General features: G+C 68.4%; 18 protein-coding genes. 10 read left to right on the forward strand and 8 right to left on the reverse strand.

Going from position 1 to position 22,467, the window contains the following annotated elements:
• Positions 1 to 26 precede the first annotated feature (26 nt).
• Positions 27 to 1,277, forward strand: a complete 1,251-nt coding sequence (locus tag B5V46_RS05460) for a helix-turn-helix domain-containing protein (RefSeq protein WP_080615651.1) — start codon at positions 27 to 29, stop codon at positions 1,275 to 1,277.
• A gap of 99 nt (positions 1,278 to 1,376) precedes the next feature.
• Positions 1,377 to 2,513, forward strand: a complete 1,137-nt coding sequence (gene ispG / locus B5V46_RS05465; protein WP_080615652.1) for a flavodoxin-dependent (E)-4-hydroxy-3-methylbut-2-enyl-diphosphate synthase — start codon at positions 1,377 to 1,379, stop codon at positions 2,511 to 2,513.
• Positions 2,514 to 2,625: 112 nt separating this feature from the next.
• Here ispG and B5V46_RS05470 read toward each other — a convergent pair whose 3' ends face one another.
• From B5V46_RS05470 to B5V46_RS05480, 3 genes are all read right to left on the reverse strand, one after another.
• A complete protein-coding gene (locus B5V46_RS05470; RefSeq protein WP_080615653.1) occupies positions 2,626 to 3,396 on the reverse strand; it encodes a DsbA family protein in 771 nt (256 codons plus the stop codon).
• Positions 3,397 to 3,484: 88 nt separating this feature from the next.
• On the reverse strand, positions 3,485 to 4,225 hold the full coding sequence (locus B5V46_RS05475; protein ID WP_080615654.1) for a DsbA family protein: 741 nt from the start codon (positions 4,223 to 4,225) through the stop codon (positions 3,485 to 3,487).
• Positions 4,222 to 5,556: a M48 family metalloprotease gene (locus B5V46_RS05480; RefSeq protein WP_080615655.1), complete on the reverse strand. Its 1,335-nt coding sequence runs from the start codon at positions 5,554 to 5,556 to the stop codon at positions 4,222 to 4,224. The genes B5V46_RS05475 and B5V46_RS05480 overlap by 4 nt, the downstream gene beginning before the upstream one ends.
• A 71-nt stretch (positions 5,557 to 5,627) precedes the next feature.
• Between B5V46_RS05480 and B5V46_RS05485 the strand changes: the two genes are divergently transcribed.
• Positions 5,628 to 6,767 (forward strand): pyridoxal phosphate-dependent aminotransferase, encoded by a 1,140-nt coding sequence (locus tag B5V46_RS05485; RefSeq protein WP_080615656.1) that lies wholly within the window; start codon positions 5,628 to 5,630, stop codon positions 6,765 to 6,767.
• Positions 6,764 to 7,717 (forward strand): EamA family transporter RarD, encoded by a 954-nt coding sequence (rarD, locus tag B5V46_RS05490; protein ID WP_080615657.1) that lies wholly within the window; start codon positions 6,764 to 6,766, stop codon positions 7,715 to 7,717. Before B5V46_RS05485 ends, rarD begins: the two co-directional genes overlap by 4 nt.
• Here the strand turns inward: rarD and B5V46_RS05495 are convergent.
• Positions 7,633 to 8,211 carry a TIGR00730 family Rossman fold protein gene (locus B5V46_RS05495; RefSeq protein ID WP_080615658.1) on the reverse strand — a complete coding sequence of 193 codons (579 nt, stop codon included), beginning with the start codon at positions 8,209 to 8,211 and terminating at the stop codon, positions 7,633 to 7,635. The two genes, rarD and B5V46_RS05495, sit on opposite strands and share 85 nt — an antisense overlap.
• A gap of 101 nt (positions 8,212 to 8,312) precedes the next feature.
• On the opposite strand from B5V46_RS05495, the gene B5V46_RS05500 reads away from it, so the two are divergent.
• Together B5V46_RS05500 and B5V46_RS05505 are read left to right on the forward strand one after the other, a co-directional pair.
• On the forward strand, positions 8,313 to 9,620 hold the full coding sequence (locus B5V46_RS05500) for a LysM peptidoglycan-binding domain-containing protein (RefSeq protein ID WP_080615659.1): 1,308 nt from the start codon (positions 8,313 to 8,315) through the stop codon (positions 9,618 to 9,620).
• A 145-nt stretch (positions 9,621 to 9,765) separates the two neighbouring features.
• Positions 9,766 to 11,547: an ABC transporter ATP-binding protein/permease gene (locus B5V46_RS05505; RefSeq protein ID WP_231119288.1), complete on the forward strand. Its 1,782-nt coding sequence runs from the start codon at positions 9,766 to 9,768 to the stop codon at positions 11,545 to 11,547.
• A gap of 134 nt (positions 11,548 to 11,681) precedes the next feature.
• Here the strand turns inward: B5V46_RS05505 and B5V46_RS05510 are convergent, their stop codons facing one another.
• Together B5V46_RS05510 and B5V46_RS05515 are read right to left on the reverse strand one after the other, a co-directional pair.
• Complete coding sequence (locus B5V46_RS05510) at positions 11,682 to 15,260, reverse strand: efflux RND transporter permease subunit (protein ID WP_080615661.1); 3,579 nt, start codon at positions 15,258 to 15,260, stop codon at positions 11,682 to 11,684.
• Complete coding sequence (locus tag B5V46_RS05515; protein WP_231119244.1) at positions 15,257 to 16,459, reverse strand: efflux RND transporter periplasmic adaptor subunit; 1,203 nt, start codon at positions 16,457 to 16,459, stop codon at positions 15,257 to 15,259. The genes B5V46_RS05510 and B5V46_RS05515 overlap by 4 nt, the downstream gene beginning before the upstream one ends.
• Between B5V46_RS05515 and B5V46_RS20175 the strand changes: the two genes are divergently transcribed.
• The 4 genes from B5V46_RS20175 (at position 16,452) to der (ending at position 20,312) form a co-directional block, all read left to right on the forward strand.
• Positions 16,452 to 16,625 (forward strand): hypothetical protein, encoded by a 174-nt coding sequence (locus B5V46_RS20175; protein WP_196774415.1) that lies wholly within the window; start codon positions 16,452 to 16,454, stop codon positions 16,623 to 16,625. The two genes, B5V46_RS05515 and B5V46_RS20175, sit on opposite strands and share 8 nt — an antisense overlap.
• A gap of 138 nt (positions 16,626 to 16,763) precedes the next feature.
• Complete coding sequence (locus tag B5V46_RS05520) at positions 16,764 to 17,417, forward strand: tetratricopeptide repeat protein (RefSeq protein WP_080615663.1); 654 nt, start codon at positions 16,764 to 16,766, stop codon at positions 17,415 to 17,417.
• Between the two features lie 58 nt (positions 17,418 to 17,475).
• Positions 17,476 to 18,792, forward strand: a complete 1,317-nt coding sequence (locus B5V46_RS05525) for a PQQ-binding-like beta-propeller repeat protein (RefSeq protein WP_231119245.1) — start codon at positions 17,476 to 17,478, stop codon at positions 18,790 to 18,792.
• A gap of 47 nt (positions 18,793 to 18,839) precedes the next feature.
• Positions 18,840 to 20,312 carry a ribosome biogenesis GTPase Der gene (gene der, locus B5V46_RS05530; protein WP_080615665.1) on the forward strand — a complete coding sequence of 491 codons (1,473 nt, stop codon included), beginning with the start codon at positions 18,840 to 18,842 and terminating at the stop codon, positions 20,310 to 20,312.
• A 150-nt stretch (positions 20,313 to 20,462) separates the two neighbouring features.
• On the opposite strand, the gene B5V46_RS05535 is transcribed toward der, so the two are convergent.
• Positions 20,463 to 21,167, reverse strand: coding sequence for a hypothetical protein (locus tag B5V46_RS05535; RefSeq protein ID WP_080615666.1), 705 nt, complete (start codon positions 21,165 to 21,167; stop codon positions 20,463 to 20,465).
• Positions 21,164 to 22,456 (reverse strand): serine--tRNA ligase, encoded by a 1,293-nt coding sequence (gene serS / locus B5V46_RS05540; protein ID WP_080615667.1) that lies wholly within the window; start codon positions 22,454 to 22,456, stop codon positions 21,164 to 21,166. The genes B5V46_RS05535 and serS overlap by 4 nt, the downstream gene beginning before the upstream one ends.
• Positions 22,457 to 22,467 lie beyond the last annotated feature (11 nt).

Genomic DNA, 22,467 nt, shown 5'->3' on the forward strand with positions numbered 1-22,467 from the left:
CAATAAGGCAGGCACAGGGCGGTTCCATGATCAGGCGCAGGCAGCCGCGCGCGGCTGATGACTCGCAGGACACACCCAGAGGGTTCGATGCGTTCGAGTTGCGTCTGGGGGATGTCATGCGGGGCGAGCGGGCGACGCTCGGCAAGTCCCTGCTGGATGTCCAGCGCGAGCTGAAGATCCGCGCCACCTATATCGCCGCCATAGAGAATGCCGATCCCACCGCCTTCGAAACCCCCGGTTTCATCGCGGGCTATGTGCGCTCCTATGCGCGCTATCTCGGGCTCGACCCGGAATGGGCCTATCGCCGCTTCTGCGAAGAGGGCGATTTCGCGACCGTAAATGCGATGGACGCCGCCGCGTCGCACAAGCCGCAACCGGCGCGTCGCAAGCCCGTTTCCGAGCCGCTGGCCGACCCCAATGCCATTTTCGTTCCCCGCGGCCCGGCGATGTTTTCGCAGGTCCAGCCCGGGGCCATCGGCTCGATGCTTGTGCTGCTGTCGCTGATCGCCGTGCTCGGCTATGGCGGCTGGTCGGTGCTGAAGGAGATCCAGCAGGTTCGGCTCGCCCCGCTCGACGACCAGCCGGGCCTGATGGCCGATGTCGATCCGCTTCAGGTGGCCGGGAACGCGCCGGTCTCGGACAACGCGCCCTCTGCCCCGCCCTCGGTCGAGGCGCTCGACCGGCTCTATCGTCCCCAGGCGCTCGACCGTCCGGTGATGGTTGCCCGTGACGGACCGATCGCGACCATCGACCCGGGCGAGATCGGCGTTCTGGTCAGCGACCGGGCGCAGCGCGCGGCCGAGCGCTCCTTCGACGCCGCCGTCACGACGGCACTGGCCGAGGCGGGGGCCGGAGGGCAGCGGGGCCTCATGCGCGGGAGGTCCGGGGCAGATAGCGGATCTGTCCAGGTGGTCGCCGCCGATGCGACGCCCGAGCTCGCGATCCTCGCGGTCCGGCCCGCCTGGGTGCGGATTTCGGCCGCCGACGGAACCGTGCTGCTCGAAAAGATCCTCGATGCCGGAGAAAGTTACGTGCTGCCCCGTACCGAAGAGCCGCCGCGGCTGCGGGCGGGCAATTCGGGCTCCGTCTATTTCTCGGTCAACGGCCATACCTACGGGCCGTCGGCGCCGGGGGCGAAGGTGGCCAAGAATATCGAGCTCTCGCCCCGTGCGTTGACCGAGCGTTATCAGCTGGCCGATATCCAGGCCGATCCCGATCTGGCGGTGGCGCTGGCGCAGAATGACGTGTCGGCAGGGGCTGCGGGGCCGTCGCGCTGAGCCACACCCTGGGGGGGCGCGGCAAGGCCGCGCGTTGCGCCGGGTCCGGGAATCTTCTATCCCGAAGGTGGATTAACCAACGCTCGGACAGGTAGACCCATGTCGCTCAATTCCGTGCGCCCCTGGCGCAGTATCGACCGCCGAAAATCCCGTCAGATCCATGTCGGCCCTGTTGCCGTGGGCGGCGATGCGCCGATTTCGGTCCAGACCATGACCAATACGGTGACGACCGATGTGAAGGGTACGCTTGGACAGATCCTGCGGGCGGCCGAGGCGGGGGCCGATATCGTCCGGGTCTCGGTGCCCGACGAGGCCTCGTCGCGCGCGCTGAAGGAAATCGTCGCCGAAAGCCCGGTGCCGATCGTGGCCGACATCCATTTCCACTACAAGCGCGGTATCGAGGCGGCCGAGGCGGGCGCTGCCTGCCTGCGCATCAACCCCGGCAATATCGGCGATGAGAAGCGGGTGAAGGAGGTCATCAAGGCCGCCCGCGATCATGGCTGCTCGATGCGGATCGGGGTGAATGCCGGTTCGCTGGAAAAGCACCTGCTCGAGAAATACGGCGAGCCCTGTCCCGAAGCGATGGTCGAGTCGGCGCTCGAACATATCCGCATTCTCGAGGATAACGACTTCTTCGAGTTCAAGATCTCGGTGAAGGCCTCCGACGTGTTCCTGGCCGCGGCCGCCTATCAGGGCATCGCCGAGGTCACCGAGGCGCCGATCCATCTGGGCATCACCGAGGCGGGGGGATTTGTCTCGGGCACGATCAAGTCGGCGATCGGTCTGGGCAACCTGCTCTGGATGGGGATCGGCGACACGCTGCGGGTCTCGCTCTCGGCCGATCCGGTCGAGGAGATCAAGGTCGGCTACGAGATCCTCAAGGCGCTGGGGCTGCGGCACCGGGGCGTGAACATCATCTCCTGCCCGTCCTGCGCGCGGCAGGGCTTCGACGTCATCCGGACGGTCGAGGCGCTGGAGAAGCGGCTTGAACACATCAAGACCCCGATGAGCCTTTCGATCATCGGCTGTGTGGTGAACGGGCCGGGCGAGGCGCTGATGACCGATGTCGGTTTTACCGGGGGCGGCAACGGCAATGGCATGGTCTATCTCGCGGGCAAGCAGGACCACAGGATCTCGAACGAGGCGATGATCGATCATATCGTCGAGGAGGTCGAGAAGAAGGCCGCTGAAATCGAGACCGCCCAGACCGTCTCCGGGGCCGAAGCGGCCGAGTAGCCCGACCGGTGCCGCCGGACGAAAATTCTTCGTCGAAGAATTTTGATCCGGGAGCCGCCGCTATGTCAGGAAAGCCCCGGGAAAATTCGCGAATTTTCCCGAAGCTCTGCTGTCAGTCCGCCCGGGCTTCCTCGACCAGTTGCCTCATGCCGTCGAGCGGAACATAGCCCCGGATCATCTGGTCCCCGAGGATGAAGGTCGGCGTGCCCGAGATCTGCAGCCGTTGCGCCAGCGCGTGGTTGTCGGCGATCACCGCCTCGACCTCGGGGGACTTCATCCGCTCCAGCACCGCCGCGGCATCCAGCCCGTTCTCCTCGGCCAGCCGTTTCAGCGACTCGTCGCTGACATTGCCGCGGAAGGTGATCAGGGCGTCATGGACCTTTTCATAGGCCGCGTCCCCGGCCAGTTGCTTGACCGCGATGGCAAAGCGCGAGGACTGCACCGACTGTTCTCCGAGGATGGGGAATTCCTTCACCACGAAGCGGATATTGCCGTCGCTTTCGACCAGCTCCGACACTTCGGAATAGGATTTGCGGCAGTAGGTGCAGCGGTAATCGGTGAATTCGACAAGGGTCACGTCGCCCTTGGGATTGCCGCCGACCCAGGAAACGCCGTCCTCGAAGATGTCCTCTGCATTGACCCGGACCAGCGTCTCGTCATTCTGCGCCTGGGCATTGGCCTGGCGTTGTTCGAGGACGCCGATCGCCTCCATCAGCACCTCGGGATTCTCCATCAGATAGGACCGCACTTCGGCGCGGAAGGCCTCGCGCTCGGCCGCGCTCATGTCGGTGAGCTCGAAGGCTCCGGTCTGAGCCGCGAGGGGGGCGGCGAGGGGGGCGGTGAGGCCAAGGGCCATCAGCGCGGCTGCGGTCATTCGGGTCATCGGCTCTCTCCGTTCGTCGTGACGCGGGTCGGACCCTGTTCCACCATATCCGGGCGACGGCGCCAATGGGCAAAAGCCGGGGCCGGGGTCACTTCTTGCGGCGGATCGCCTCGACCATGCGCAGAAGCGCGACAGCTGGCACGTCGCCGCGCACCATCGTCCGCTTCATGACCTGCGCGGGGGCCGGACCCAGATCCAGCGCCTCGGCCAGGGCGCGGGTTTCCGATAGCTTCGCGGTGATGTCCGGACCCGCCATCCGTGCCCTCACCTCGGCCGGGTCCATCCCCAGATCCGCCGATATCCGGTCGAGCGTGGCGGCCTCGGGCGTGGCACCTGCGGCAAACAGCCGGGCCTGGGCCGCCTCATAGGCGGTAGGGCCGGCAAGTCGAAGCACCGCCATGGCAAAGCGCGCGGCGCGTTCGGCCGCCTCATCGCCGGGACTGGGGGCCTCCTTGACCACAAGCCGCAACCGGCCGTCCCGGGCGGCTGCGTCGCGGGCCGCCGCAAGCGCCCGGTCCGACCCGTCGGCGCGGTAGTCGACGAAGCTGACCAGCGTCACGTCGCCGTCGGGCGCGCCGCCCGTCCAGTCATCCGGGGCATAGAAAAGCGCGCTTGAATTGGCCTCTATAAGGGCCAGATCGGCATTGGCATGGCGCGCCATGCGCCGTTTCTCGGCGCCGTCCAGCGCCTCGCGGATGACCTCGGGATGCTCCATCAGATAAGCGCGGAGTTCGGACCGGAAGGCGGCACGTTCCGCATCGCCGAGCGGAAGGGCAAGGCCCGGGGCCGCCGTCACCAGCGCAGCGGCAAGAACCAGCACCAGCTTCATCGCTGTTTGATCTTTTCGGCCGCGGCCAGGATGTCATCGGCCCGCAGCCAGCCCGGCGAGCCGCGCGGCAACAGCCCTTCGGCACGGCGGGCATGAACCGCGGCGGTCTTCATCCGGCCCGAGACCGCATATCGCTCGGCGGTCGCGACCGAGGCCATGCCGTTATTGCCGGTACGGGCATAAGCGACAGCCAGATCGCGCAGCATCCGCGGGTCATGCGGGTCGCGGGCCCGCGCCTTCTCCAGCGCGTCCAGTGCCTTGCGGTTCTCGGCCGGCCGGTCGAGCGCCAGCAGCGCCCGGCCATAGCCCGCAAGGATCAGCGCCTCTTTCGGCGCCATCTGGACGGCCCGGGCATAGGCCTGCACGGCCGGGCCGAACTGGCGCGATTCCAGCAGGATCTGCCCTTTCAGCTCCTGCACGAACGGATCGCTGCCCCGCGCCGCCTCGAGCCGTGCGATCTCGGCCATCGCGCGTCTGGCATCGGGGGTGCGGTGCCAGGCGACGGCGCGGCGCATCATGCCTATGGCCGTCTTGTCCTTCTCGGCGCGGCGCAGTGTGTAGCGCGGGTTTTGCAGGAAGGCGCCCAGCTTGCCCTTGGCGCGGTCAAACCAGTAATCGGCCTCGGGATCGGATTGTGCCCCCCCGCTATAGGCGCTGGCATAGCCGCGCGCATTGCGCAGCCGGTCCGCATTGAGCGGGTGGGTGAGGACATACGGGTCCTGCCGGGACTGGCTCAGCGCCTCCTGCCCGCGGAAGATCTCGAGCACCTCGACCATGGCCTGCGGAGAGATCCCGGCCCGCGCCATGTAGCGCGCGCCCGCCTGGTCGGCCGAGGCCTCCTCGGCCCTCGTATGGGCGAAGAAAAGCCGCTGCGCGGTGGAGGAGGTGCCCATCGCGAGCCCCGCGCCGGCCTTGCCATTGCCCGCCGCCGCGACCGCCAGCGACATCAGCATCCCCATCGCCGCCGCTGAACCCGCGCTGCGCATGTTGGCCAGTCTGCGGGTGATATGGCCATTGGCGATATGGGCCAGCTCATGCGAGATCACCGCCTGCAACTCGGCCGCGCTGTCCAGTTTCAGCAGCAGGCCCGAATGCACCATCACCGTCTGGCTGTCGAGGACGAAGGCGTTCAGGCTCGAATCCTGAAGCACCATCACCCGGACCCGCTCGGGGCTGAGCCCGGCGGCCACCGCCAGCGGCTGGGTCAGGCGTTTCAGCGCATATTCGATCTCGGCATCGCGGATCAGTGACTGCGCCCGCGAGGCTGCCGGGGCGAAGCTCAGGATCAGCGCCAGCGCAAGTCCGATCGCGCCGCGCACCGGTCCTGTCATGGCTCCCATTGACCTTGTCCCCCTCGGCTGGAAGAAAGCCTGCAACTGGCAGGCACCCTAAGGAGGCGGGCATGAAGGTTTCAAGCCGGGGCGAGGTCGATCCCTTCATTGTGATGGATGTGATGGAGGCCGCCTCCCGTGCCGAGGCAGAGGGGCGGACAATCATCCACATGGAGGTGGGCCAGCCCGGCACGCCCGCCCCCGCCGCGGCCCGCAAGGCGCTGGCCCGCGCGATGGAGGAAAGCCCGCTGGGCTATACCCTTGGTCTTGGCCTGCCCGCGCTGCGTGCCCGGATCGCGGCGCTTTACCGCGACTGGTACGGGGTCGATCTGAACCCCGAGCGGGTGGTGGTGACACCGGGCTCCTCGGGCGGCTTCACGCTGGCCTTCACCTCGCTCTTCGATGTCGGTGCCCGGGTCGGGATCGGCGCGCCGGGCTATCCCTCATACAAGGCGATCCTGAAGGCGCTGGGGCTGGAACCCGTGATGATCCGGACCGAGACCCAGCACCGGCTGCAGCCGGTGCCCGACGATCTGCCCGAAGACCTCGACGGGCTTCTGGTGGCCTCGCCCGCCAACCCCTCTGGCACGATGCTCGACCGCGACGCGCTGGGCGCGCTGATCGGGGCGGCCCATGCCCGCGGCGCAGCCTTCATCTCGGACGAGATCTATCACGGCATCGAATACGAGCGCAAAGCCGTGAGTGCGCTCGAGATCACCGACGAGACCTATGTCATCAACTCCTTCTCGAAATATTTCTCGATGACCGGCTGGCGGGTCGGCTGGATGGTCGTGCCCGAGGATCATATCCGCCGGGTCGAGCGTCTGGTGCAGAACCTCTTCATCTGCGCGCCCCATGCCAGCCAGGTCGCGGCGCTGGCGGCGCTCGATTGCGGCGACGAGCTTCAGGCCAACATGGACGTCTACCGCAAGAACCGCGCGCTGATGCTGGAAGGGCTGCCCAAGGCAGGCTTCACCCGGATCGCACCGCCCGACGGCGCCTTCTACGTGTATGCCGATGTCTCGGATCTAACGACCGACAGCCGCGCCTTCGCCGCCGAGATCCTTGAAAAGGCCGGTGTCGCGGTGACGCCGGGGCTCGATTTCGATCCCGAGCGCGGGGCGGCTACGCTGCGCTTTTCCTATGCCCGCTCGACCGCCGATATCGAGGAGGGCCTTGCCCGGCTCGCCCGCTTCATGGCGTCTCGATGAGCCCGCTGCGCCCGGCCGCGAAGGGCGTTCTGGCGATGGTGGGGGCCTCGGTGATCTGGGGCCTCTCGTCGATGTATTACAAGCTTCTGGCCCATGTCCCGCCGCTCGAGGTGCTGAGCCACCGGACGATCTGGTCGCTGGTCTTCTTCGGGCTGGTGCTGATGCTGCAGGGGCGGCTCGGCGAATTGTGGCGGCTCTTCGGTCAGGCCCGGGCGCTCTGGCTGGTGGCGGCGGCCGCGGTGATGATCTCGACCAACTGGTTCTTCTTCATCTACGCGATCCAGATCGGCCATGCGGTCGAGGCGAGCCTTGGCTATTACATCTTCCCGCTGGTCGCGGTGGCGCTGGGCTTCGCGGTGCTGGGCGAGCGGCCCTCGGCGTTACAATGGGGCGCGGTGGGCCTTGCCTCCGTGGCCGTTGCCGCGCTGACCTGGGGGCTTGGCGTCGCGCCCTGGATGTCGCTGGCGCTTGCAGTCACCTTCGTGCTTTACGGGCTGGCCAAGCGCGGCGTGCCGGCAGGGCCGGTCGTTTCGGTCACCGCCGAGGTCGTGCTGCTGCTGCCGCTGGCGCTGGTCTGGCTCTGGGGCGTCCATGTCGCGGACTGGACCGGGCTGACCGGCCGGGCGCTGGGCGCCTTCGGCCAGGATCTCGGCGACAGCCTGCTTCTGGTCTTTTCCGGGCCGCTGACGGCGGTGCCGCTGATGCTGTTCAGCTATGCCACCAAGCGTGTGAATTTCGCGACCGTGGGGCTCGTGATGTATCTGAACCCGACCTTGCAGGTTCTGGTGGCGACGCTGGTCTTCCGCGAGCCCTTCACCGGCTGGCACATCCTGGCCTTCGCCCTGATCTGGACGGCGCTTGCGCTTTACTCGGCCGAAAGCCTGCGGCTGGACAGGGCGGCGCGCAGATCCTCCATCAGCGCGGGCACGTCGGGCACCATGCGGACATAGCCCGCCAGCGAGGGTTCTGCGAAGCCCTCGTCGATGAAGTGATGGATGAGTGCGCTCAGCGGGTTCCAGAAGCCTTCGGTATTGAGCAGGTAGATCGGCTTGGCATGCAGCCCGAGCTGTCGCCAGGTCAGCACCTCGAAGAACTCGTCAAGCGACCCGGCCCCGCCCGGCAGCACCACGATTGCGTCCGAATTCATGTACATGACCTTCTTCCGCTCATGCATGTTCTCGGTCACGATGAAGGAGGACAGGTCGCGCTTGCCGACCTCGCGGTCAAGCAGGTGCACGGGGATCACGCCGAAGGTCTGCCCGCCCGAGGCCTGTGCCGAGCGCGCGACCCGGCCCATCAGCCCGACATCGCCCGCGCCATAGACCAGCCGCCAGCCCGCCTCGGCCATGGCATGGCCCAGCGCCTCGGCCTCGGCCGCATAGGCCGGGCGGCCGCCGTCGCGTGAGCCGCAGAAGACACAGATCGAGTGGTTTTGAAGGGTCATGGCATGCCTGCAGATCGGGTTTCTGGACCCGTGATACCGGGGTTGATATGGTCCCGCAAGGTATCGGGCCACAGCGCGGCCCATGCGGGGGAGGAGGGGCGATGCCCGACAGCGCGCGCAGGGAATCTGTCCGGGGATCGGGCCTTCTATCGGGCCGGGGATCGGTCTGGAGCTGGGTCATCCTCGGCGGCGAGGCGGCGCTGGTTCTCATGGTCGCCGCCTGGTTCCTCGGTCGCGACGACGAGCGCAAGAAGGAAGGGCCGCAGGCAGAAGGCGACGCGGCCGTGACGTCACCGGCTGCGGCCGGTCATGCCCCCGAGCCAAACACTCCCGGACCCGACACTCCCGGCTCCGGAAATCCCGAGGCTGAAATTCCCGGGGCCGAGGCCCCCGCAGCGGGCGCGGGTGATCGCTCCGAGGCGGTGCCGCCGCAGGTGCCGCCCGTCCCCGCGCCGCCTGCCTTCGATGTCGTGCGTGTCACGCCCGAGGGCGGGGCGCTGGTCTCGGGCCGGGCCGGGGCGGGCAGTGTCGTCGCGGTGCTGGTCGAGGGACGCGAGGCCGCCCGCACCGAGGCCGATGCGGAGGGCGGTTTCGCGGTCCTGTTCGATCTCGGCCAAGGCGCCGAGGCGCGACGGATCTCGCTTGCGATGCTGGGGCCCGACGGGCGCCGGACCGCTTCCGAGGCGACGGTCATCCTCGCCCCCGACCTCTCTGCTCCCGCCGCCGGGCCTGCCCGGGTCGCTGCGCCCGGGTCCGGGGATGCGCCGCCCGAAGCGCCGGGGTCTTCGCAAAGGCCCGCGCCGTCCTCTGCGCAGATCGGGCCGCCCCCGGCCGGGCCCGCCGCCGCCATCCTGATCTCGGATGCCGAAGGCGTGCGCCTGCTCGAGCCTCCGCATTCAAAGGAGACCCCGCCGGTTTCCGGTGTGACGCTCGATGCGATTTCCTATGATGCCCGCGGGGCCGTGCGCCTTGCCGGGCACGGCCGGCCCGGGGCAGCGCTGCGGCTCTATATCGACAATGCGCCGCTGGCCGAGACCGGGATCGACGAGGCCGGCCGCTGGAGCTTCCACGCGCCCGGCATCGCGGCCGGTCGTTATGTCCTCAGGGCGGATCTTCTGGCCGCCGATGGCAGCGTCGCTGCGCGGATCGAGACCCCGTTCCAGCGCGAGCCCGCCGCAGAGATCGCCAAAGAGATCGCCGCTGTCCAGCCGCCGCCTGCAGGCCCCGGGGACGCGGTGGGGGCCCGGGTGATCACCGTTCAGCCCGGCTATACGCTCTGGGGCATTGCCGACCGCACCTATGGCCGCGGCATGCAATATGTGAAGATCTTCGAGGCCAATCGCGGCCAGATCAGCGATCCCGACCTGATTTACCCGGGCCAGATCTTCGACCTTCCGCGCCCCGAGTAGAGGCCGAGTGCTGCCCGCATCTCTGGCCTTTTCCGGCCTTCGGCGCTAGGGTCGGCCGCGCTCCCCTTAGGAAGGTCGTTCTTCGATGCGCCGTGGCAGACGTCCCACAACCGCAGACCTGTCGCAATTCGACAGCGAGCAGGGCATGCGCACGATCCGCAAGGTCGCTCCCTATCTCTGGCCGCAGGGTCAGGGCTGGGTCAAGCGCCGCGTCGTGCTGGCGATGGCCGCCCTTCTGCTGGCCAAGGTGGTCTCGGTCGGGACCCCCTTTCTCTACAAGGCCGCGGTCGACAGCCTGACCGGCGAGGTCCGTGACGACACGCTTCTGCTGGCGGTGGGCGCGGTCGGTCTGACCGTCGCCTATGGCATGGCGCGGCTGATGAATACCGGCTTCCAGCAGCTGCGCGACGCGATCTTCACCCGGGTCGGTCAGCGCGCGCTCCGGCGGCTGGCGCTGGAAACCTTCACCCATATCCACCGCCTGTCGCTGCGCTATCACATCTCGCGCAAGACCGGGGGGCTGTCGCGGGTGATGGAGCGCGGCGTGAAGGGCGTCGAGTTCCTGCTGCGCTTCCTGCTCTTCAGCATCGGCCCGCTGATCGTCGAGCTGGTCATGGTCGGCATCGTCTTCGCGCTGGCCTTCGATCTCTGGTATCTCGCGGTCGTGGCGGCGGTGATCGCGGTCTATGTCAAGTTTACCTTCGTCGTCACCGACTGGCGGGTGAAGATCCGCCGCCGGATGAACGACCAGGATACCGATGCCAACCAGAAGGCCATCGATAGCCTGCTGAACTTCGAGACGGTCAAGTATTTCGGCGCCGAGGCGCGCGAGGCCGAGCGTTACGACCGTGCGATGGCGGGCTATGAGGATGCCGCGATCAAGACCTCCTATTCGCTGTCGCTCCTGAATTTCGGCCAGGCGCTGATCATCACGACGGGCATGATCGCGGTGATGGTGATGGCGGCGCTGGGGGTGCAGGCGGGCAAGCTGACGGTGGGCGATTTCGTGATGGTCAACGCCTACATGATCCAGATCACCGCGCCCCTGAATTTCCTCGGCGCGGTCTATCGCGAGATCCGGCAAAGCCTGATCGACATGGGCGACATGTTCGCCCTTCTGGAACAGCCCGCCGAGGTGACCGACCGGCCCGGCGCGCCCGCGCTGAAGGTGACGGGCGGCGCGGTCGAGTTCCGCGACGTGCACTTCGGCTACGACCCCGGCCGGCCGATCCTCAAGGGCGTCTCGCTCTCGGTTCCGGCCGGGCGCAAGGTGGCCATCGTCGGGCCGTCGGGCGCGGGCAAGTCGACCATCGGGCGACTGCTCTTCCGGTTCTACGACGTGACCGGGGGCAGGGTGGCGATCGACGGGCAGGATCTGCGCGAGATCACCCAGGACAGCCTGCACCGCGCCATCGGCGTGGTGCCCCAGGACACGGTGCTGTTCAACGACACCATCCTTTACAACATCGCCTATGGCCGCCCCGGGGCGAGTCCTGCCGAGATCGAGGCCGCGGCCCGCGCCGCCAAGATCCACGACTTCGTCGAAACCCTGCCCAGGGGCTATCAGACCCTCGTCGGCGAACGTGGGCTCAAGCTTTCGGGCGGCGAGAAACAGCGCGTGGGCATCGCCCGGACGCTTCTGAAGAACCCGCCGATCCTGCTGCTCGACGAGGCCACCTCGGCGCTCGATTCCGAGACCGAGGCGGGCATTCAGTCGGAACTCAAGGCGATGGGCGAGGGCCGCACCGTGATCGCCATCGCCCACCGGCTCTCGACCATCGTCGATGCCGACGAGATCGTGGTGCTGGAGGACGGCCATGTGGTAGAGCGCGGCACCCATGACGGGCTTCTGGCCCAGGGCGGCCGCTATGCCGCGATGTGGCAGCGCCAGCAGGCGGGCGAGGACGACGATATCGCCGCCGAATGAGCCCGGGGCGCCGGGCCCGGGATACGGCCTTCCCCCCGGGGACCGGAGACGCGCTGCTTCTTCCTGGTTCAAATACCCATGACGCGCCGGCCTGCGATCCGAGGCCACCCTCAGGAACGGGCGGCCGGGGGGGGCTATTCGGCGGCGCGCAATCCCTTCCCGCCGCCATCCTTGCCGTCCTTGCCATCCTCGGCGGCCTGCCCGGAGGGCGGTGTCGGTCCGGGGGCCTCGCTCCAGATGATCTCGGGCGGGTCCTGCCGCGCGGCGGCCCGGCTCAGCGCGAGGTCGCGGGCGGCGCGGCTGCCCGGGCCTGCGCTCAGCGCCGCGAGACGGTGCAGCGAGCCATAGGCGCCCGCCCGCACCCATTCGCGCAGGGCCAGAAGCGAGGGCGTGAAGATCAGCGTCAGCACCGTCGCGACGCCCAGCCCGAAGACCACCGCCGTCGCGAGCTGGGTCCACCACAGCGAGGCCGGGCTGCCTTGCGTATAGCCGCCATTGGCAAAGTCGAAGCTGACCCCCAGCATCATCGACAGCAAGCCCGCCATGGTCGTGACCGTGGTCAGGAAGACCGGGCGGATGCGGTCCTCGCAGGTGCGCACGATGGCCTCTATCCGCGGCATGTAGCGGGCATAGTCCTGATAGGTGTCGATCAGCACGATGTTGTTGTTCACGACGATCCCCGCCAGCGCCACCACGCCGGTCCCGGTCATGATCACCGAGAAGGGCTGGCCCATCACCAGCATCCCGATCAGCACGCCCGCCGAGGACAGAACCACCGCCAGCAGCACCAGCACCGAATTGTAGAAACTGTTGAACTGCGCCAGCAGGATGATGAACATCAGCCCCAGCGCGGCGGTGAAGGCCTTCGACAGGAAGGCCGTGCTTTCCGCCTGATCCTCCTGATCGCCGGTCCATTCCCAGCTCACCCCCTTCGGAAGCGGCGCGGTCTCGAGCCAGCCGGTCAGGGTCGCGATCCGCTCATTGGCATTTATCGGCTGGCCCTCGGCCGTGGTCAGCCCGTCCGCCACCGCCGCCTTGACGTCGAAATAGCGCTTGCCGTTCACCCGGTCGATCCGCCCGATCTTGCGCACCGGATTGATGGTCACGAAATTCGACAGCGGCACCAGCCCGAGCTCGGTCCGCACCTTCAGGTTGTCGAGCGTCGATAGCAGGCGGTCGCGTTCGGGCAGACGCACCCGGATGTCGATCTCCTCGTCCGAGGAGGGCACCCGCATCGTGTCGAGCAGCACGCCGCGGGTGACCAGCTGCACCATCTGGCCCGCCAGCGCCGCCGAGGCGCCAAAACGGCCGGCCTCCTCGGTATCGACATCGATCTTCCAGTCGATCCCGGGCAGCGGCCGCGTATCCTCGATGTCGCGCAATCCCTCGGTCTGGTCGAAGCGCTCGCGCACGATCCGGGTCGCGGTCCGGAGATCGTCCCAGTTCTCGCCCCTCAGGCTCAGATGCACCGGCTTGGCCGAGGCGGGGCCATCGGCCATGTTCAGGATCTCGGTGCGGATGCCGGGGATCCGGTCCAGCTTGCGCCCGATCCGTTCAAGGATCCGGGTGCCGTTCAGCTCTGGGTTCCCGGCCCGCTCCCGCCATTTCTGCAATTCGATCTGGACCTGGCCGATCGTGTCGAGCGGCGGGCTCGCCCCGCCCGTGTTCTGGCTCAGGCCGCCCTCTCCGGCGAAGGAGAAGACGTTCGCGACCCCGGATTCGGCCAGTACGACGCGCTCGACCGCCCGCACCATCTCGTCCTTCTCGCCGATCGACAGGTTGCCGCGCGCCCGGACATAGACGATGGCCTGTTCGGGCTCGGTCTTCACGAAGAACTCGACCCCGTTATTGTGCTTGCCGTAATAGACGAAAACCCCGGCGACGAAGGCGCCGACCGCGGCGACCGTCACCAGCGGCATCACCGGATTGCCCGCGATGGCGCGGATCAGCCGGCCGAAGAGCGTGCGGCGGTGGCCCGCCCCGACCGGCTCGGGCCGCGCGCGCCGGAGCGCGTTCGCCGCCAGCGAACAGCCGATCAGACCCAGCGTGAAAAGCACCATCCCGGGCAGCATCCCGAGCGCCCCGGAACTGGCCGGACCCGGCGCCGGATAGGCCGGGTTCAGCATCCGCATCAGGCCGAGAAAGGCCGTCGCCAGCGCCAGCGCCATCAGCCCGATCCGGAGCGGCCTGGGCTGCGGTCTCAGCTTCGCGCTGATGCGCGACAGGACGCGCGAGAACCGGCCCGCCACCCCGCCCAGCACCGGCAGGTAGATCAGCGCCACCACAAGGCTTGCCGACAGCACGAAGATCAGCGTGACCGGCAGCAGCCCCATGAACTCGCCCGCGACGCCGGGCCAGAACAGCATCGGCAGGAAGGCGCAGAGCGTGGTCGCGGTCGAACTGACGATGGGCCAGAACATCCGCTTGGCCGACTCGGCGAAGGCATGCATCGGCCCGGTGCCCTCGGCGATCCGGCGGTCGGCATATTCGACCACGACGATGGCGCCGTCGACCAGCATCCCCACCGCGAGGATCAGCCCGAACATGACGATATTCGACACCGTCACGTCGAGGATCGCCAGCAGCACGAAGCATAACAGGAACGAGGTCGGGATCGCGAAGCCCACCAGCAGTGCCGAGCGGGTGCCGAGAAAGGCCAGAACCACCACCATCACCAGCGCGATCGCCGTCAGCACCGAGCCCTCGAGCTGGCTGACCATAGATTCCACATTGCTCGACTGGTCGTTCGAGGTGGTGACGACGATCGCCTGCCGCAGCTCGGGCGGCCACTCGGCGCGGGCCTTCTCGATCTCCTCGCGCACCAGCCGCGAGGTGTCGATGATGTTGAAGCCCTTGCGCTTGACCACCTGCAGCGCCAGCGTCTGCTCGCCGTTGAAACGCGCGGTCGAGTTGCGGTCCTCGAAGGTCAGCCGGATCTCCGCCAGATCGCCAAGCCGCACCACCCGGTTGCCGTTCACCTTGACCGGCAGATCGTAGACATCCTGCGGGCTTTCGAACGAGGCCGGGATCTTGAGCGCGAAGGCGCCCTGCGCGGTCTCGATCTCGTCGGCCGCGATCAGACGGTTGTTGGCGGTGACGACATTGACCAGTTCCTGCGCCGTCACGTTGTAGGATTCGAGCTTGAGCGGATCGAGGATCACCTCGAGCATCTCGTCGCGCTGACCGGCCATCGATACCTCGAGCACCGGATCGAGCGCCTCGAGCCGGTCCTGCAGATCCTTGGCCGCGCGCACCAGCGTGCGTTCCGGCAGCGTGCCCGAGAGGCTGGCGACGAGGATGGGGAATTTCGAGAAGTTGATCTCGGAAATCGTGTAGGTCTCGTAGCCGGCCGGAAAATCGGCCTCGGCCTTGTTCATCCGGTCGCGCACATCGGCGATGATCTTGGTCTTGTCCCAGCCGAATTCGAATTCGAGCGCGATCCCGGCATAGTTCTCGCTTGCGGTGGCCCACATCTTGTCGAGCCCGTCGAGATCGGACAGCTCGGTTTCCATCGGCTTGACCAGAAGCCGCTCGGAATCCTCGGCCGAGATGCCGGGGAAGGGGACCGAGATGAACAGGGCCGGGATCTCGATATCGGGCTCGCCCTCCTTGGGAAGCTCGACATAGGCCAATGCGCCCGCGACCAGCGACATCAGCACGAAGGCCACGACCATGCGCGCGCGGGCCGCGGCCCAGTCGACGAGACCGGTCATTGCGGCGGCTCGCGGCGATGGACCTCGACCGGGGTGCCGTCGGCGACGAATTCCTGGCCGACCACGATCACCCGGGCATCGTCGGGCAGCCCCGAGATCCAGATGCCCTCGGGCGTGTCGCGGATCACCTCGACCGGGACGAAGCGGGCGCGGCTGTCCTCGTCGACCAGTCGCAGCCCCAGCCGTCCGTCATCGTCGAGCGTCAGTGCCGATTGCGGCACCAGATGGCCGTCGCGCGAGGGGCCCGCGATCAGGATATCGACGCTTTGCCCGGCCCGGAGCGTGCCCTCGGCATTGGCGGCCTCGGCCTCGACCCGGAAGGTGCGGGTGACAGGATCGCTGATGCGGGCGACGAAGGAGACCTTTCCCTCGATCCCGCGGCCCGAGACCAGCTGGCCGATCGCGGGCGCACCGGGCCGGATCTTGTCGACATCGGTCTCGGGCACGGCCCCCACCAGCCGGATCGGGTCGAGCGCGATCACCGTGGCGCAGGTCGAGCCGGGCTGCAGCAAGGCTCCCAGTTCGGCGGTATCCTCGTCGAGCACGCCCGCGAAGGGGGCGGTGATGGTCAGCCGCTCGATCTCGATCTCGGCGGTCCTGACCTGGGCCTCTGCGGTGCGGCGGGCAGTTTCGGCCGCTTCAAGCCCGGCGGTGGCCGAGGCGACGGCCGCTTCGGCGGTCGAGACGGCCGCGGCCGTCCCCGCCACCCGGGTGTCGGAGGCATAGCCTTCGCGCGACAGCCGCTGCGCGGCCCGGTCGTTGATCTCGGCCTCGTCGAGCTGCGCGCGGGCCTGGGCCACGGTGGCGCGAGCCTCGGGCAGGCGGGCGCGGGCCTCGGCCAGAAGCGCGCGGGCCTGGGCCAGCGCCGCCGGCCGCGTCCCCGGCTCGATCCGGCAAAGCGTTTCGCCCGCGGCGACCGAGCTGCCCTTCCTGAGCGGCTCGGAAATCACCCGGCCGTCGATCTCGGCCAGCATCGCGACGCTGCGCGCGGCCTCGGTCTCGCCCCGAAGCCTTACGCCGCCCCGCACCGGCCGCGCCTTGCTGTCGATGACCACGACCGAGACCGCCTGCGCCGCCCCGTCGCCCGCGGCCGGGTCGGGTGCGGCGCTGACCGGCTCGACCCTGGCAAACGCCATCACATGCGGGCGTTCCATCATCAGCATGTAGAATGACACTGTCACCAGAAGGGCGGTGAGCATCGAGATCCAACGCATGGGCGGGCTTGCCTTTCTCGTTCCGATGCACGACGGCCCGTCCTGGCAGAGCCCGGGCCGGGCCATCGCCGCCATCATCGCTCCCGCTCGGGCCGGCGGCTCTGGCGGGGTCTTTGCGGGCCGGTCCGGCGGCCGTCCCCGTCGTGCCTGATCGTACTGTCAAACCGCCGGGACGTACAAGCGCTCCGGACCCTGCCCGCAGCCAAAGTTGCAGGGCTTTGCAAAGCGCCTGGTGCTGCGCTAAGACAGGCGCCAGCAGAGCCCAAGCAGCCGGACCGCCGAGACGCCCATGACCAATCCCGACAGTTTCATCCAGGAAGTGACCGAAGAGGTCCGTCGCGACCGCCTGTTTTCCTGGATGCGCCGCTATGGCTGGATCGCGGCGCTCGCGATCCTGATTCTGGTCGGCGGTGCCGGCTGGCGCGAATGGGACCTGGCGCAGCGCCAGGCCGATGCCCAGGCGCTGGGCGACCGTATTCTCGAGGCGCTCGACATCCAGGATTCCGCCGCCCGCGCGCAGGCGCTGGCCGGGATCGAGGCCGATGGCGAGGCGGGCGCGCTGGTCGCGCTTCTTGCCGCCTCCGAGGCCCCGGATGCCGCCGCGCGGATCGCGGCCACCGAGCGGCTCGAGGCCGTCGCCTCCGACAATGGCCTGCCGCCCTACATGTCAGACCTCGCAGCGCTGAAGCTCGTTCTGCTGCGCGGTCGCGAGATGCCGCCCGAGGGGCGGATCGCGGCGCTCGAACCGCTGGCCGGACCGGGGCGTCCGTTCCGTCCGCTGGTGCTCGAACAGATCGCCTATGCCGAGATCGAGGCGGGCCGGACCGAAGCCGCGCTCGATCGCCTGCGCGGGCTTCTTCAGGATGCCGAGGCCAGCGCGGACTTGCGTCGGCGCGCCAGTCAGTTGATTGTGGCGCTTGGCGGATCGCAGGATGCAGGCTGAGGCCGGGCAGGGGCGGGCAGCCATAAAAGACGGGCCCAGGATCAAGGGGACAGCGACAGTGAAATTCGGCCAAGTAACGAGCGTTCTCGCGCTGATCGCCCTGGTTGCGGGCTGCGGCAGCGATGAGGAAATCCTGCCCGGCGAGCGCCTCGGGGTACGCGAGGCGCTGGGGCTCGAGGCCGCGCAGCCGGACCCGTCCGGAACCGAGCGCGCGATTTCGCTGCCGGCGCCGCAGGCGGTGCCCGACATGCCTCAGCTCGGCGGCAATCCCGAACATCTGACCCCGCATGCCGCGCTGTCGGCCCAGCCCGCGCGGATCTGGTCGACCTCAATCGGGGCCGGCAACAGCCGCCGCTACCGCATCACCGCGCCGCCGGTGGTGGCGGGCGGCGTGATCTACACGCTCGACGCGCGCAGCCAGGCTGCGGCGGTCTCGGCCGATGGCAAGGTGCTGTGGAAGGCCGACCTGCGGCCCGAGGGCAAGCGCGGCAAGGATGTCAGCGGTGGCGGGCTGGCCTATGGCGACGGACGGCTCTTCGCCACCACGGGCTATGGCACGCTCATCGCGCTGGATCCCGCGACCGGCGACGAGCTCTGGACCCAGAAGGCCGATGCCGCGATCTCGGCCCCGCCCACCTATCGCGACGGCATGGTCTATTTCGTCAGCCGCGACAACCGCGCCTGGGCGATCTCGGCCGCCGATGGCCGTGTGCAATGGCAGATCCCGGGCACGCCCGCGCCCGCCGGAATGCTGGGCGGTGCCGCGCCTGCGGTGACCGAGCGGCTTGCGATCTTCCCGTTCAGCTCGGCCGATCTGGTTGCGGCGCTCCGGCAAAGCGGGGTGCGGGTCTGGGGCACGGCGCTGGCCGGTCAGCGCCGCGGTGCGGTCTATGCCTCGGTGACCGACATCACCGGCGATCCGGTCGTGGCGGGCAATGTGCTTTACGCGGGCAACCAGTCGGGCCGTTCGGTCGCGCTCGACGTCAACTCGGGCGAACGGATCTGGACCGCCGAGGACGGGGCTTACGGCGCGATGCTTCTGGTCCGCGGCTCGGTGTTCTTCATGACCGATCAGGACAAGCTGGTCCGGCTCGATGCCTCCGATGGCAGCCGGATCTGGTCGGTGGATCTGCCCTATTTCACCAAGAAGAAGCCCAAGAAGCTCAAGGCCGTCTATGCCCATTACGGGCCGGTCCTGGCCGGCGGGCGGATCTGGCTGGCCTCGGATGATGGCTGGCTGAGGGGCTTCGACCCGGCCTCGGGCGCGCTTCTGGCAGAGATCGACCTGCCCGGCGGCGCCGCCTCGCGGCCGGTTGTGGCGGGCGGAACGCTTTACGTGCTCTCCGAGCGCGGGGAACTCGAGGCTTTCCGCTAGGCCCGGGATGGTGTAGGCGGGCGCTCTGATCCGGTTCGGAGAGACCCATGAGCTTTACCCTGGCCATCGTCGGACGGCCCAATGTCGGCAAGTCGACGCTGTTCAACCGTCTGGTCGGCAAGCGCCTCGCGCTGGTCGACGACCAGCCCGGCGTCACCCGCGACCTGCGCGAGGGCGAGGCCCGGCTGGGCGATCTGCGTTTCACCGTGATCGATACGGCCGGTCTGGAAGAGGCGACCGACGAAAGCCTCCAGGGCCGGATGCGCAAGCTCACCGAGCGCGCGGTCGGCATGGCCGATGCCTGCCTCTTCCTGGTCGACGCGCGCGCGGGCGTGCTGGCGGCCGACGAGGTCTTCGCCGACATTCTGCGCAAGAAATCCGCCCATGTGATTCTCGCCGCGAACAAGTCCGAAGGCCGCGCCTCGGATGCGGGCTTTTTCGAGGCCTATGGGCTTGGTCTGGGCGAACCGCTGCGCCTGTCGGCCGAGCATGGCGAGGGCATGGCCGAGCTGCATTCCGTGCTGGCGCCGCTGATCGAGGCCGCCGAGGCGAAGCTCGATGCCGAGGCCGCCCCCGAGATCGACGTCGACCTCTATGAGGAAGACGATGACGAGAACATGGAGGCGCCGGTCCGGATGCCGACCGCGGCGCGGCCCCTTCAGGTTGCGGTGGTCGGCCGGCCCAATGCCGGCAAGTCGACGCTGATCAACCGCATTCTCGGCGAAGACCGGCTGCTGACCGGCCCCGAGGCGGGCATCACCCGCGATTCGATCTCGCTGTCGATGGACTGGCAGGGCACGCCGGTCCGGCTGTTCGACACTGCCGGCATGCGCAAGCGCGCCAAGGTTCAGGACAAGCTGGAGAAACTGTCGGTCTCGGACGGGCTCCGGGCGGTGAAATTCGCCGAGGTGGTGGTTGTGCTGCTCGATGCGCAGATCCCGTTCGAGGCGCAGGATCTCAGGATCGCGGATCTGGCCGAGCGCGAGGGGCGCGCGGTGGTCGTGGCCGTCAACAAATGGGATCTTGAGACCGACCGGCAGGACAAGCTGATCGCGCTGAAAGAGGAATTCGCCCGGCTTCTGCCGCAGCTGCGCGGCGCGCCGCTGGTGACGGTCTCGGCGCTGACCGGGCGCGGGCTCGACCGGCTGCATGATGCGGTGATTTCGGCCTATACGGTCTGGAACCGTCGGGTGCCGACCGCGCGGCTCAACCGCTGGCTCGCGGGCATGATCGAGATGCACCCGCCGCCGGCCCCGGGCGGGCGGCGGATCAAGCTGCGCTACATGACCCAGGTCAAGACCCGGCCCCCGGCCTTCGTGGTGATGGCCTCCCTGCCCGAGAAACTGCCGGAAAGCTATCGTCGCTATCTGGTCAACGGGCTGCGCGAGGATTTCGACATGCCGGGATCGCCGATCCGGCTGACCTTCCGCGGTCAGGGCGATCGCAACCCGTTCAAGGCCAGGAAGAAGAAGACGCCCTCGCGGCTGAGAAAGCATCTCGGGAAGAAAGCCGAGGGCTGAGCAGTCCTCGCGCCGCCCGAGGTGCAGGGGCGGGCGCCTTCTGTCCCGTCATGGGTATTTGAGCCAGGAAGAAACCCGGAGCATTGCTTCTTCTTGGCGAAAATACCCCGGCACCGGCTGCGACGGCGCAAGGCGGCCGGAGTGGAGCGCTCAGGTCGCGGCCCGGACCGTCAGGAACCCGGCCACGACGGCACCCGCGAGGGCGACAATGGCAACCAGCGGCGCGGTGAGGATATTGGCCACGGCGATGCCGATCAGCCCCCAGATCAGCGCCGCCCCATAGGCGGGGGCACGGTCGAGCGGGAAGAGCACTGCGGCACCGGTGACAAGCGCGCCAAGCAGTGCGATGAAGGCCCATCCGGTTTCGCCGAAGACGATGCCGTGCCCCGCCCCCAGAAGACCGACGGAGACCCAGCTGGCCGCGGTCAGCCAGCCCGCGTAAAGCCCGACCGGCGCCTGCAGCCACCAGCGATCGACAAGCGGCGTCTCGACCAGCGCCCAGATCGCCATGGCGGCCATCCACCACAACAGCAGCGAGGCCCAGACCGGCGAGAGCTGGGCCACGCCGATCCAGGCCGCGCCCGGCGCGAGCGACAGGAACAGCGGCACCCGGCAGGCTTCCCAGGCGCCGTCGCGGGCGCGGCGGAACAGCCCGAACCCGGCCGAGACCAGCAGCCAGACATAGATCACGCTCCAGATCGTGAAGGTATAGCCCGCGGGCTGTACCGGCGGATTGTCCTGCGGCACCGGAAACTGGTCGGGCGAAAAGCCCGAGAAACCGCCCGGCATCAGCGCCGATGCGACGAAGAATACCGTGGCGACAAAGACAAGTATCGCCTTCACCGGGTCGATCATGCCAGTTCTCCTTCAACTGTCAGCAGCGTCTTGCCGCCGAGCCAGGGGGCGAGCGCCTCGGGCAGGGCGACCGATCCGTCCTCGCGCTGGCCGTTTTCCAGCACCGCGATCAGGCAGCGCCCGACCGCGAGGCCCGAGCCGTTCAGGGTGTGGACATATTCCGGTTTGCCGCCACCGGCGGGCCGGAACCGCGCATTCATCCGCCGCGCCTGGAAATCGCCGCAATAGGAGACCGAGGAAATCTCGCGATAGGTCGCCTGACCCGGCAGCCAGACTTCAAGGTCATGGGTGCGCCGCGCGCCGAAGCCCATGTCGCCGGTACAGAGCGTCACCGTCCGGTAGGGCAGGCCAAGCCGCTCGAGAATGCCCTGGGCACAGCCGGTCATCCGTTCGAGTTCCTCGAGGCCTTGCCCAGGATGAACGATCGAGACCATCTCGACCTTCTCGAACTGATGCTGGCGCAGCATGCCCGCGGTGTCGCGGCCCGCCGAGCCCGCCTCGGAGCGGAAGCAGAGCGAATGCGCGGTCAGGCGGCGCGGCAGGTCGGCCTCGTCCAGCATCGTGTCGTTGACGGTATTGGTCAGCGTCACTTCCGAGGTCGGGATCAGCCACCAGCCCTCGCGGGTCTGATAGCTGTCCTCGCCGAATTTCGGCAACTGCCCGGTGCCGTACATCATCTCTTCGCGCACCAGCACCGGCGCATTGACCTCGGTCAGCCCGTTCTCGGTGATATGGGTGTCGAGCATGAACTGCGCCAGCGCCCGGTGGAGGCGCGCCACGGCCCCCTTCAGCACCACGAAGCGGGCCCCCGACAGCTTGGCCGCGGTCTCGAAATCCATGCCCGCGGCGACGCCCGGAAGCTGGTAATGCTCTTTCGCCGCAAAGCTCAGCTCGGGCGGGGTGCCCCAGCGGTGCCGCTCGACATTGTCGGCCTCGTCGGCGCCGTCGGGCACATCGGCCAGCGGCAGGTTCGGCAGGCCCATCAGCATCTCCTGAAGGCGCCTGTCCTCGGCCTTGGCCTCCTCGTCGAGCCGGGCGATCTCGTCCTTCTTCTCGGCCACCAGCGCGCGCAGGCGTTCGAATTCGGCCTCGTCGCCCCGGGCCCTGGCGGCGCCGACCTCCTTGGAGGCAGCGTTGCGCGCGGCCTGGGCATCTTCGGCGGCGGTGATCTTCGCGCGGCGGGATTCGTCCAGCGCAAGGATTTCGGGCGAGACCGGCGCCAGCCCGCGGCGCGCCAGGGCGGCGTCGAAAGCGTCGGGGGTCTCGCGGATGGCGCGGATGTCGTGCATGTCTTGTCCTC

Source organism: Rhodovulum sp. MB263, from assembly GCF_002073975.1.
In the GTDB taxonomy this organism is placed as follows: domain Bacteria; phylum Pseudomonadota; class Alphaproteobacteria; order Rhodobacterales; family Rhodobacteraceae; genus Rhodovulum.

Bases quoted from the DNA above. Each gene is read 5' to 3' on its own strand.
- B5V46_RS05500 (WP_080615659.1), top strand. From the start codon at position 8,313: ATGCCCGACAGCGCGCGCAGGGAATCTGTCCGGGGATCGGGCCTTCTA.
- B5V46_RS05520 (WP_080615663.1), top strand. From the start codon at position 16,764: ATGACCAATCCCGACAGTTTCATCCAGGAAGTGACCGAAGAGGTCCGT.
- der (WP_080615665.1), top strand. From the start codon at position 18,840: ATGAGCTTTACCCTGGCCATCGTCGGACGGCCCAATGTCGGCAAGTCG.
- B5V46_RS05485 (WP_080615656.1), top strand. From the start codon at position 5,628: ATGAAGGTTTCAAGCCGGGGCGAGGTCGATCCCTTCATTGTGATGGAT.
- B5V46_RS05505 (WP_231119288.1), top strand. From the start codon at position 9,766: ATGCGCACGATCCGCAAGGTCGCTCCCTATCTCTGGCCGCAGGGTCAG.
- B5V46_RS05515 (WP_231119244.1), bottom strand. From the start codon at position 16,459: ATGCTCACCGCCCTTCTGGTGACAGTGTCATTCTACATGCTGATGATG.
- B5V46_RS05495 (WP_080615658.1), bottom strand. From the start codon at position 8,211: ATGACCCTTCAAAACCACTCGATCTGTGTCTTCTGCGGCTCACGCGAC.
- serS (WP_080615667.1), bottom strand. From the start codon at position 22,456: ATGCACGACATCCGCGCCATCCGCGAGACCCCCGACGCTTTCGACGCC.
- ispG (WP_080615652.1), top strand. From the start codon at position 1,377: ATGTCGCTCAATTCCGTGCGCCCCTGGCGCAGTATCGACCGCCGAAAA.
- rarD (WP_080615657.1), top strand. From the start codon at position 6,764: ATGAGCCCGCTGCGCCCGGCCGCGAAGGGCGTTCTGGCGATGGTGGGG.
- B5V46_RS05475 (WP_080615654.1), bottom strand. From the start codon at position 4,225: ATGAAGCTGGTGCTGGTTCTTGCCGCTGCGCTGGTGACGGCGGCCCCG.
- B5V46_RS05535 (WP_080615666.1), bottom strand. From the start codon at position 21,167: ATGATCGACCCGGTGAAGGCGATACTTGTCTTTGTCGCCACGGTATTC.
- B5V46_RS05510 (WP_080615661.1), bottom strand. From the start codon at position 15,260: ATGACCGGTCTCGTCGACTGGGCCGCGGCCCGCGCGCGCATGGTCGTG.
- B5V46_RS05460 (WP_080615651.1), top strand. From the start codon at position 27: ATGATCAGGCGCAGGCAGCCGCGCGCGGCTGATGACTCGCAGGACACA.
- B5V46_RS05470 (WP_080615653.1), bottom strand. From the start codon at position 3,396: ATGACCCGAATGACCGCAGCCGCGCTGATGGCCCTTGGCCTCACCGCC.
- B5V46_RS05480 (WP_080615655.1), bottom strand. From the start codon at position 5,556: ATGACAGGACCGGTGCGCGGCGCGATCGGACTTGCGCTGGCGCTGATC.